Source organism: Parabacteroides sp. AF39-10AC, from assembly GCF_003635405.1.
Lineage (GTDB): Bacteria > Bacteroidota > Bacteroidia > Bacteroidales > Tannerellaceae > Parabacteroides > Parabacteroides distasonis.
The window spans coordinates 76,587-87,719 of record NZ_QTLP01000024.1 but is presented as its reverse complement, the minus strand read 5'-3'; the positions used below and the strand labels follow the sequence as shown (position 1 = coordinate 87,719).

The window sequence follows — 11,133 nt, the reverse complement described above, 5'->3', positions numbered from 1 at the left end:
ATTTTCTATAGAATTAAAGAATTTTCCCCCTGATTTATCGGGTGAGCCCAAAATTTTCCTATCACCACAATGCCCATTATAAGGTCTTTACAATAGGCATTGTAACACCTTTATAATGCCCATTGTAAGCCGCTTATAACTGCGATCATTAGAACGCTCAAAAAGGACACTGATAATCAATACATTAAAAACGCCATTACCTTATCCAGAAAACACGTACGACTTTTACAAAAAACACGTACATGTTTTCTCGGAAACACGTACGTGTTTTTCCAGAAGCAAATTCCGGTCAAAAGCAATAAAGATTCTGATAAAGCCATTATCTTTGCTTCAAAATCAATATACAACCACGATGAGACACTTAAAGTACTTGGCTTTTGTAGCATGTCTGGGAAGTCTTTCCCCGGCCTTCGCACAAAACGCCTCTAAAAGCTTGACAATCGATGACCTAGTCACTTGGCAACGAATCACGGACCGGGAGATCTCGGACAACGGAAAATGGGTAGCTTGCAAGATGGAACCTTGGGAAGGTGACGCTACCGTTTATTTGTATGCGGCCCAAGGGCAAGAGACCGCCACTTTTTCTCCGGCCGATAAGTTCGCGTTCTCCGCTTCCTCGGGTTATCTGGTTGTCACGCAAACACCCGGAAAGTCTACGGTAGATTCCCTGAAAGTATTGAAGACGAAAGAGGACAAGATGCCGATGAACACCTTGGTAATCTATTCCGTCGCCGGTAAAAAGGAGACGATAGACTCCCTCAAAACCTTCAAATTAGCGGACGAGGCGGATTGGATCGCTTATCAAAGAGGCCGGAAGGACTCCACGTTGTACGTCCGTTCGCTGGATGGAAGCAAGACCTTCCAGTTCCCGACCGTAACGGATTTCCAATTCGCCAAGAAAAGCGGTATGCTATATTACACGAGCGCGGCGGAAGGAGAAGCAGGTATATTCACCTTGAACCCGGAGAAAGGAAGTCCGGCGCTCATCAAAGAGGGAAAAGGCGTATTCAAACAAACCACGTTCGACGAGAAAGGGGAACGGCTGGCTTTCTTATATTGCGCCGACAAAGATTCTTCTTACAAAGCGTTAAGCTTATGGCTATCCGAACATAACGCTCCCGCGAAAGAAATCGCCACCCGTGGAAACAAGGCTTTCCCTGCTGAATGGGTAATCAATGAGAACGGGATGCTTCAATTCTCGAAATCCGCTTCCCGTCTGTTCTTCGGTACCTCACCGGAGCCGAGGCAAAAAGACACGACCCAACTAGCCGAGAATCGTCCGAACGTACAGGTTTGGAGTTGGGATGAGCCCGTACAATATACCGTACAGAATTACAACAAGGAAAAAGACTTAAAGAAAAGCTATCAAGCGGTTTATAATCTGGGCAACGGCTCTATCTTCCAATTGGCGAATGAGGAATTACCGAATATCCAATTGGGTAATGAGGGTGACGCACCCTTGGCGCTCCTTTCCACTTCCCGTCCCTATTCTTTGTCTTCCATGTGGGAGGCCCGCACACGCAGCGACTATTATACCGTATCGTTGGATAACGGGGAGCGCAAGCAAATCGCCCAAGCGGATTATGGCCGTTTCCGCCTCTCCCCACAAGGTAAATATGCATATTGGTATGGCGAGACGGATAGCTGCTGGTACACGATCGCCTTGGCGGAAGGTAAGCGATATCGCCTAACCACTCCGGAAAGCTTCCCGGCTTGGGACGAGGAGAACGACGTTCCCGATTATCCTTATGCGCATGGAGCCGCCGGCTGGACCGCGAATGATCAAAATCTCTTGATCTATGATCGTTACGACATCTGGAAATTCGATCCGACCGCGGCCACCCCACCGATCAACCTGACCGTGAACGGAAGGAAGGAGAAACTTTCCTACCGCTTGGAACAACTGGATAAAGAGGCTCGCTTTATCGACCTCGGCAAACTGCAATTATTAAAAGGATTCAACGAGGCCACAAAAGGATACGGATTCTACAACGCACGCCTCTCCGCTCCTGCCGCCCCGAAGACTTTGCTGGCGGGTAATTATATGCTGCGATCTATCAACAAGGCGAAGAATACGGATGACGTGATCTATACGATGGAAACCTTCCAGCAATACCCGGATATCCACTATTCGACCTTGGCGTTCAAGAAATCCGTGCAATTGACACACGGAGACAAACAGCAGGAAGGTTTTATCTGGGGTACCGCCGAGTTGGTATCATGGATTTCCTTGGACGGCCGTCCACTGGAAGGTGTCGTTTATAAGCCGGCGAATTTTGATCCGAACAAGAAGTACCCGATGATGGTAAACTTCTACGAGCGGAATTCGGAGACTTTATATAATTACCGTATGCCGGAACCGCATCGTTCTACGATCGATTATCACTTATACAATAGCAACGAATATGTCATCTTCAACCCGGACATTCGCTATGTAGATGGTTATCCGGGAGAAAGCTGCTATAACTGCTTGATGCCGGGTATCACCATGATGATCGCCAAAGGATATATCGACGAAAAAGGGATCGGTGCGCAAGGACATAGCTGGGGAGGTTACCAAGTAGCTTATTTAGCGACTCGCACGAATTTATTCTCCGCTATTGAGTCTGGGGCGCCTGTTGTAAATATGTTTAGCGCTTATGGCGGTATCCGTTGGGGTTCCGGCATGGCCCGCTCTTTCCAATACGAGCATACACAAAGCCGTTTAGGAGCTACGCCATGGAGTTCTCCACTTCGTTATCTGGAAAACTCGCCGTTGTTCACGATGGATAAGGTGCAGACCCCAATATTGATCATGCACAACGATGCCGATGGTCATGTGCCTTGGTACCAAGGTATCGAGTATTTCGTTGCCATGAAACGGTTAGGTAAACCTTGCTGGTTACTGAATTATACAGGCGAACCGCATTGGCCGATGCATATGGCAAACCGCATCGATTTCCAACGCCGCATGTTCCAATTCTTCAACCATTACCTAAAGAACGATAAAATGCCTAAATGGATGTCCGAAGGCGTACCTGCCGTAGAACAACCATTTGAGTTGGGGTATTGATCAGACAATCTTATAAGAGATTATGGCCAAAGCGATAGTTATACCATAAGCTTTAGCCATAATCTCTTTTTCCATTTAAACAGGAGATCTTTTGAAATAAATACGTATATTTGCCAATAACATAAAAACAAAAGATATGAGAACGACAAAAACCAGACCAACTAGAAATGTTTCGTCGCCCAAGATGGCTAAACACAACATTTCCAACCAAAGGAAAAGCGATAGCCAACCTTTCAGTCCTATGAATGAGAAAGATTTATTTCTAGCCCATTCCAGACAATCCATGGCAGCATATATATCCAAATATCTCATCGAATGAAAATACATCAACGAGATGTTGTAGAAGTCAATTATCTATTTCCTAATGGAATAACCAAACCTCACATGGCTATCGTCATCTCAAACGATGATTTGCAAGCAGCTGAAGATTTCTTTTACCTAGCTATGATATCTTCCAAAAACTATAATCCACAATATACATTTCCTTTAGAAGACTCTATGCTAACAAAAAACTTAACAAAGAAAAGCTTCGTTATTTGCCAATTAATAGGAGGTTACACTGAACGAGACGTTGTGAGAATATGCAGCCATGTAAAAGCCGAGCCTTTCAACTTGATTGTTGAAAAAATCAAGAAAGTCATATTCTAGAACGTCATACGAAACTCGGTACGGACACCAGGCAAGGAATCAACGGTTAAATCGCCGCCATGCAATCGCATTATGCGGTGGGAGATACTGAGACCGATGCCGCTACCACCGGACTTCGTAGAGAAAAAAGGCGTAAAAATAGCAGACAATAGTTCCGGAGAAATGCCGGGGCCATTGTCTGTTATAGTTATATATACCCTACCATCAGCCTCCAAGGCTTCTACGGAGACGATGGCATCCGCTTGCCCCTCTATCGCCTGTAATGCGTTACGGATCAAGTTAATCAGAGCCAGCACAATCAAGTTTTGGTCCGCATGTACCGTTAAAGCTTCCGCAGAGGAGAAACGAATACGGTCGCTACCCGCCTCGGCACACAACAACCGTTCCATCTTCCGAAATAAAGAGGTTATAGGCACCTCGGTTCTTTCCGGCTCCGGAAGATGCGTCAGACGATGGTAGGAATCCAAGAAAGCGGATAGATTTTTCGCTTGCCCATGAATAACCTCCAAACCTTCCCGTAATTGCTCCGGAGTATATGTATCGGAATATTTCAACAGATCAGCAGATAAGGAACGGATTGGCGTAATCGAATTACGAATCTCATGCGTCAGTACCCGCAAGATGCTCTCGTAATACAAGCGCTTCTCTTCCATCTCATTCTGGTTTTGACTGAATAGGAGGATAATCCGATTCATTTCCGCATATAAGTCCTTTACAAAGGGATCATTCGTTTTATCCGGGTATCGCAAAGTTGTATTCCCATTACGAACCGACTCGAAGAAAATAGCGATCTTACGATTTGTACCGTTTATCCACTGGATTAGCAACAGAGTTATCAACAGGATAACACACAGACATACAAAGGATAAAAAATAAGAAATACCGGTTATCAACAATACAGATCCAAGTAACGCAAAAAGTACGATTAAGGAAACGCTCCCTATAATCTTCAGGTATAAATTCCGGTTAACCATGGTTACTCTCCTTATAATCTACAACCCGTATTTCCGCATCTTATTATAAAGGGTCTGGCGGCTAATATCCAATTGTTGAGCCACAAGCGTCAGGTTCCCTTTCTTTTCTTTCAATACCTCGGCGATAAACTGCCGCTCCATATCCTCCAACGTACAAGGATGGGAGACTAGAGATTCTGCCACAGAGGAAATCTCTCTCTCATCTGATTCCGCACGACGTTCCAAGACGTGGGTAAGTGCTTGAATCAAATTCTCGTTATCCCAAGGTTTCACGATAAAGTCCGTGGCTCCCTTTTTAAGGGAAGATACAGCCAACTCGATATCCCCAAAAGCGGTTATCAAGATAACGGCCGGAGGATTCTTAAGCTCCAAGATACGATCCAACCAGAAAAGTCCTTCCCCTCCGCCTTGCTTTCCAGTGCCGAAGTTCATATCCAGTAAAACCAAATCCACATCTCCATTCCGCAAAAGGGCAGGCAATAATACGGGAGATGATACGGTAACGATCGTCTTAAACTCATGGGACAAGACCGTCCGCAGACTTCTCAATATCGCCTCATTGTCATCTACGACTATAATCTTCGCGTCACGCATTAAGCCTCCTCTTTTTTTCGTACGCAAAGATACGATCTTTTCCCGGGTCTCAGTGTCCAATATTTAGACAAATCCAGTTCTTTACGATCGTTTCCTCCGATTTTATTTGCCATATTCCACGCAACCGGATAGCTTTGAACCAACAAACAGATAAAACCATGGAATCCATATCTCTAAAACTTATATTCCGTAGCTGGTGGCGAAACAAGACGTTCGCCGTCATTTCCTTATTGAGCCTGGCGGCAGGCATCACTTGTACCAACCTACTGATCTCATACGTCATTTATGAATCTAGGATAGAAGCCCATAATCCCAATAAGTCGCATATCATCTATATGGCACAAGACTCTCCCTTGACCTCCGGAGAGAAAGTATCTTTTATTAAAGGGCCGATCCCTGTGCAGCTAAAAGACCAATACCCGGAAGTTGAGGATTATTTACGACTGAACATAGAGAATGCCGCCTCCATCACGATAGGAGAAAAGCGCTTCGACCCAATCTCGATCGTCAGAGCTGATCCCTCCTTTCCTCGCTTTTTCCCTTACAAGGTAATGGCAGGAGATATAAACAAGGCATTAACCCAACCAAACGCAATTGCGTTGACCGAATACCAAGCGAAGATATTCTTCGGGAACGAGGATCCTATCGGTAAAACCTTCTTGGCAAAGTACGCTTATGAGAACGAGACGATTACCTACGAGGTCGCCGCCGTTATCAAAGAGTACCCTCAATCATTCTTGAAGTTCAACGCATTGGCAGGCACTACCTCCCAATTCAATGGCGGCCCTACCTTATTACTGGTAAACGATCTCTTCAACATCGATACGTTCACTCAAAAACTAAAGGATGATAAGGTACCTACTTTCAACGGAACCGGACAGTATTATTTCTATACCCTCCAAGAGAGTTATTTCCAAGAGCAAACCTATACACAAGAATACATCCCCTATATCCACCGAAACCAGAAAGACTTACTGTACGTTGGTTTGTTCTCGGCCATCCTAATCCTCGTGATCGCCTGTTTCAATTATGCCAACCTAAGTTTCTCCCGCATTTTGCAACAGGTAAAGATGATCTACACCCAGAAAGTGATGGGAGCATCGGCTGGGCAAATCCATCGCCAGCTATTCTTGGATACTTTCCTTACCGTGCTGATCGCTTTCTTTTTATCCTTATTACTTACACTGGATTTCCTGCCGGCTTTCAACCGGATCGTTTCCGGACGTATCTCCTTGGGATTTTTCTTTAGTGGACAGGTCTTACCTGTGATCGTGGCACTCATCCTAGCTCTATCCATTATCCCCTCATTATATATGAGCCATAAGATCAACTCCCTTTCCCATTCCGAGTATAAATCATTCACCACCGGTACCCGGAAGCGGACAATCATAGGCGGGCTCTCCATCTTACAATTCGCCATCTCAATAGCTCTGGTATTCGCCACGCTAACCGTACGGCAGCAACTAACGCTCACTCAGACAAGCGGTGAACGTTACCGGGATCTCATCGAAATAGCCGACTGGAGTGGGAACCATATACAGACCTTCTCTGAAGAGATCCGGCGTTATCCTTCCATAGAAGAGATGTGCCTTTCGAAAAGCGGGATCATACAGTTCAACTTGCGGACAATGGTCTTGAAAGACGAAAACGGAAACGAACTAAATTATACGCTAGGCCAATACGAAGGTGATAGTACTTTCCTAAAGGTTATGAAGATAAACATTCTTCAAGGACTCTCAGAGCGAGAGGCTCTAAAACAATACAGCACACCCGTCTATATTAACGAACAATACGCACGTTTGCTCGTGCCCAAAGGCGAGAATCCCGTGGGTAAGCCTGTCCGCCTTTACGACACTGAATTCGGGAAGATGGAAAAGGAGGGAGAACCGATAGCGATTATAGCAGGGATCGTGGAGAATCTATATACAGGAACCTTACGACAAGAGGTTTACCCTAGCTTGACCTACCTAACGCATACTCCCCCCTATAACCTCGTCCAAATCCGACTGAAAAAGGAGCGCAGAGCCGAGACTCTAGCTTTACTGCAACAAACATGGGAAAAGATCAACCCCAACGTACCTTTCGAATACCAAGATATATACGAGGAATTTATGTTATCTAACCGAAAAACGATCGAACTGGCACATTTGCTCATCATGTACTCGATCATCAGCCTCCTGCTAACCGCCTTCGGATTATTCGGCATGGCTCTCTATGCCATCCGGCAGCGTACGAAAGAAATCGGTATCCGTAAGGTAAACGGGGCTACGGCCGGGGAGATCTTGTATCTATTAAATCGTCGGTTTATCGGCTGGGTAGGGATCGCTTTCGCGATTGCCGTTCCTATCACGTGGTATTCGCTGAGTTGTTGGCTGGAGAATTTCGTATATCGGGTGGACATATCCATAGGAACATGCCTGCTGTCCGGCGGTATCGTATTGATAGTTACGCTACTGACCGTAAGCAGGCATAGTTATAAAGCGGCATCCCGTAATCCCGTAAATGCCTTACAAAGCGAATAGCGAAAAGGAATATTTTGGATACTCACCTCAGTGTCTTCTCATCAAGGAATGCATCACAATCATCATACAAATTGAAAACTAATTCCTCGGGAATTACCGACCTTGATCGCCACGTTTCGATGGAGGAATAAAAACGTTCGAATAACTCCTCCTCCAATTGCTCGGTTTGCTGCATATACCCATTGCCGCTTAGATTGAAAAGTAATTCCCAATGGAAATAACTTTCCGTATTCGTCCCCCGATGATAACTGTAAATCTTATCCCGAAGCATGTTCGACGCGTCACATAACGGAGCATGTTTATTTTGATCGACAGTTAACGCCTTGGGCAACTTCTTATCGGCGCCTTTCAACCAAACCGGAACCGCAGGAGTAACCGGTGGGTAACCGATAACCGTCCACATCGTAGTGAACGAAGCATCCTCGTCCGGCCGTACACCTTGAATAGCCACAGCGCAAGAGGTACTTCTACGAGCGATAAAATCCTGCTCCGCAAACCAACCGGAAGTCTCTGGCTTATTATGTTTTCCATCTTTCAAGTCGATACCCATCAAAGGATTATGGAACGAGCGAGATAAATGGGACCGCACACAATTCTTCAAGTTTTCCGCATCGCGATTTTTCCACATAATCGGACGTCCGTCAGGTGTTACCTTGCCAGAAATGATAGCCGACGTGCAAGCATTGGCTAATTCCATGGCTCCTGATAAAACAAGAGCCATGAGACACAATATATTTCGTTGCGTACTCATCCGACAACTACATACATTTGTTATAAAACAACGCATTCATGAACAACTTACTAGTTCCAAAGAAGTAAGAACGGAAATTCATATCATCAGCAAAAACAATCACCTTACCGCTTCTATAAGGTTTCACCATTATAGCAGGCTCCTCTCTCAATAGGTTCGCATTATCCGCCGACAAGAATCCCGACAACAAGGGCTTCTTGGTATAATATAAAGGCGAAACATATGGATCCCTATCTTTCTGGAAAATGATATCATTCGTTTTTATAACAGCGATCTCATCTTGATCAAGTCCCCAAGCTAGCGGATGCGTCTTATCCAAATGACAGTTCAGAATTACCCCTTTGATCAACTTTCCGGCTTTTGCTTCCGCCTTATCCGCAAAAGAACGATAAACCGATAAGCTGTCCGCCTTTTCAAGCAATGTTTCCTTTGTCTTTAAAGAGATAAGCCCTTGTTTGCTAGCCCATGCGCTAGCCTTTCCGGTAGCGATCAACACTCCTCCGGCAGCAACCCACTCCTTCAAGGCAGTCTCGGTACCCTTAGTTAGATTTGGAACACCATTAGCCAAAATGATAACATTGTAAGCCTTCAAGTCCTTGCCTGTCAAAGACGGGTTCTCTATCAATACCGGACGCATCTGAAAACGCTTATCCAACAAGAACCAAATCTCACCCGATTCCGGGATACTTACGCCACGTCCTACCAACATAGCCACTTTCGGCTGCTCCAATGGTTTAAAAGCCGGGCTGCCAAAATCCACATCAGCCATCAATCCCGTGTTGGCCGAATAGATATCCACTCCCGTATTTTTCGCCAACTCATCCAATGTCGCATAGAGCACATCCGAAGGAAGCGGCTGATTATGCGTCAATACCTGGTAGGTACCATAGCCCATCGTCCATTCTCCCTCTTCGTTCTTAAATTGGAACGGACGGTTGGTCGCACTGACCCGAATCCCCTTACGCTGCAACTCATAGACTACCTTAGGCGCATAAAACTCCCGGTTCTCAAACACATACCCCACCCGGCTTTCCCCGCCGATGAGCCGTCCTTGCGGAAAATCATTTCGCTCAATCCGATCACCCATCAATCCGGCGACACTCTTCACCGGAGCACACTCCAAGTTAAACGCATGCGGGAACGTCCATGTAGAGATATCATAGAAAGTACTATCCGTATATTCTAAACAATCCTCCATAAGCACCTTAACCATCGTACTGTATTTTTGCGCCACCGGAATGACATAGGCTGAACCTTTTTGGAACTCCTTGTTACCTGCGGCTTGATAGTCCTTCGCCAACTGATAGACCTCGATATGATGACGGGCCATATTCTCCAAGAAATGAAAAGCGACAGACTTAGATCCGCGTGTATCGAACACATAGCCCTGTACCGCCTCCTTCCGCGCCTCAGAAGCCGTACGTTCATAATATTCCTTCTGATAAGCCAGCAAACGGGTACGCATCGCCTTGGCCGCTTCCAGCGTAGCGCAAGAGGCTAATGCCTGATTCCGGATCGTCCAGCCAAAGGTCCATTCCCCGCTCGGGGTATTACGCAAATGTCCGCGCGTGGAACCTTGCTCATATAGCAGGCAAACGGATCCATGCGCATCTCCATAAGCAGCCCCTTTTCCGTAATAGAAGTCATCATAACCCTCCTTCGAATAATAAGTCGTCCCAATCCGATCGAGTGCCTTTGCCGTATAAGAAGAAATCTCGGCCGTCAAGTCTTGATTAAGCTGGGGAGTAAACGGATGAGTACGCTTAGGATGTCCCGGACTGAAATAATAAGGACGTAACGCCCCTTGCTCATGTTGATCCACGACCACATTGGGCAACCATTCAAAATATCCATTTAAGCCATTGATTCCCTCGGGATGTTGTGCCATAAGCAGGTCGCGATTGCAATCGATCCAATAATGGTTCGTACGACTGGAAGGCCAAGGCTCGGTAAACTCACGTGATTTTATATCGCTAACATTCGTGAAACTTCTAGAGGAATTCACCCACGACGCAAACCGATTGATTCCATCCGGATTGGCTCCGGGAGTCATCACGACAATCTCTTGGTCTAGTAATTCCTCGATCTCAGGCCCTTGTGCCGCCGCCAAATGATAGGCAACAGCCAACGAAGCGTTCACACCCGATGCCTCATTTCCATGAATGCTATAAATCAAGCTTACGATCACAGGCATGTCGTCTATCACCACGCTTCTCGATTTCGCCACGTCGCTCAACTTTAAGTGCTCCTCCTTCAGTCGATCTATATTTTTTTGGTTCTTGGCCGAAGTAAACACGACCTCTATAAAAGGACGGTGCTGATAGGTACGCCCCGTCTCCCTAATCGTGACACGGTCGCTGCATCGCGCCAATGTTCTCATATATTCCACTACTTGATCCCATCCGGCATGTTGTTCTCCAAGCTGGAATCCCAAGATTTTTTCCGGGGTAGGAACCTGAGGGTCATAAACATGAGAACCTTCCGGCAAGAAATACGTCAAATCATACGGATACTCATCCGCTTGTGGTTGAGCAAAAACACCTGTCGCCAAGAAGATTGGCAACAGGCACATTAAAAAAAATCTTCTCATAA

7 protein-coding genes are annotated in these 11,133 nt (G+C 45.9%); 3 read left to right on the top strand and 4 right to left on the bottom strand.

From position 1 onward, the window contains the following. The first annotated feature begins 352 nt into the window (after window positions 1-352). Together DW033_RS18740 and DW033_RS18730 are read left to right on the top strand one after the other, a co-directional pair. A complete protein-coding gene (locus DW033_RS18740) occupies window positions 353-3,052 on the top strand; it encodes a prolyl oligopeptidase family serine peptidase (protein ID WP_122383023.1) in 2,700 nt (899 codons plus the stop codon). A 315-nt stretch (window positions 3,053-3,367) separates the two neighbouring features. Next, window positions 3,368-3,700 (top strand): type II toxin-antitoxin system PemK/MazF family toxin, encoded by a 333-nt coding sequence (locus DW033_RS18730; protein ID WP_008772819.1) that lies wholly within the window; start codon window positions 3,368-3,370, stop codon window positions 3,698-3,700. Here DW033_RS18730 and DW033_RS18725 read toward each other — a convergent pair. Next, the gene (locus tag DW033_RS18725) at window positions 3,697-4,674 is read right to left on the bottom strand and encodes an ATP-binding protein (protein WP_005867510.1); all 978 of its coding nucleotides are present in this window, start codon (window positions 4,672-4,674) and stop codon (window positions 3,697-3,699) included. The two genes, DW033_RS18730 and DW033_RS18725, sit on opposite strands and share 4 nt — an antisense overlap. 18 nt (window positions 4,675-4,692) lie before the next feature. Further along, window positions 4,693-5,268: a response regulator gene (locus DW033_RS18720; protein ID WP_005867508.1), complete on the bottom strand. Its 576-nt coding sequence runs from the start codon at window positions 5,266-5,268 to the stop codon at window positions 4,693-4,695. 158 nt (window positions 5,269-5,426) lie between these two features. Here DW033_RS18720 and DW033_RS18715 point away from each other — a divergent pair, with 158 nt between their 5' ends. Continuing rightward, window positions 5,427-7,790 carry an ABC transporter permease gene (locus tag DW033_RS18715; protein WP_057326211.1) on the top strand — a complete coding sequence of 788 codons (2,364 nt, stop codon included), beginning with the start codon at window positions 5,427-5,429 and terminating at the stop codon, window positions 7,788-7,790. A gap of 22 nt (window positions 7,791-7,812) precedes the next feature. On the opposite strand, the gene DW033_RS18710 is transcribed toward DW033_RS18715, so the two are convergent. Further along, window positions 7,813-8,511 (bottom strand): hypothetical protein, encoded by a 699-nt coding sequence (locus DW033_RS18710; RefSeq protein ID WP_233554250.1) that lies wholly within the window; start codon window positions 8,509-8,511, stop codon window positions 7,813-7,815. A gap of 37 nt (window positions 8,512-8,548) precedes the next feature. Then, window positions 8,549-11,131 (bottom strand): M14 family metallopeptidase, encoded by a 2,583-nt coding sequence (locus tag DW033_RS18705; RefSeq protein ID WP_057326213.1) that lies wholly within the window; start codon window positions 11,129-11,131, stop codon window positions 8,549-8,551. Window positions 11,132-11,133: the final 2 nt, after the last annotated feature.

What these genes read in the sequence shown, in the direction of transcription:
- DW033_RS18740 (WP_122383023.1), top strand. Translation starts at nt 353, where the DNA reads ATGAGACACTTAAAGTACTTGGCTTTTGTAGCATGTCTGGGAAGTCTT.
- DW033_RS18730 (WP_008772819.1), top strand. Translation starts at nt 3,368, where the DNA reads ATGAAAATACATCAACGAGATGTTGTAGAAGTCAATTATCTATTTCCT.
- DW033_RS18725 (WP_005867510.1), bottom strand. Translation starts at nt 4,674, where the DNA reads ATGGTTAACCGGAATTTATACCTGAAGATTATAGGGAGCGTTTCCTTA.
- DW033_RS18720 (WP_005867508.1), bottom strand. Translation starts at nt 5,268, where the DNA reads ATGCGTGACGCGAAGATTATAGTCGTAGATGACAATGAGGCGATATTG.
- DW033_RS18715 (WP_057326211.1), top strand. Translation starts at nt 5,427, where the DNA reads ATGGAATCCATATCTCTAAAACTTATATTCCGTAGCTGGTGGCGAAAC.
- DW033_RS18710 (WP_233554250.1), bottom strand. Translation starts at nt 8,511, where the DNA reads ATGGCTCTTGTTTTATCAGGAGCCATGGAATTAGCCAATGCTTGCACG.
- DW033_RS18705 (WP_057326213.1), bottom strand. Translation starts at nt 11,131, where the DNA reads ATGAGAAGATTTTTTTTAATGTGCCTGTTGCCAATCTTCTTGGCGACA.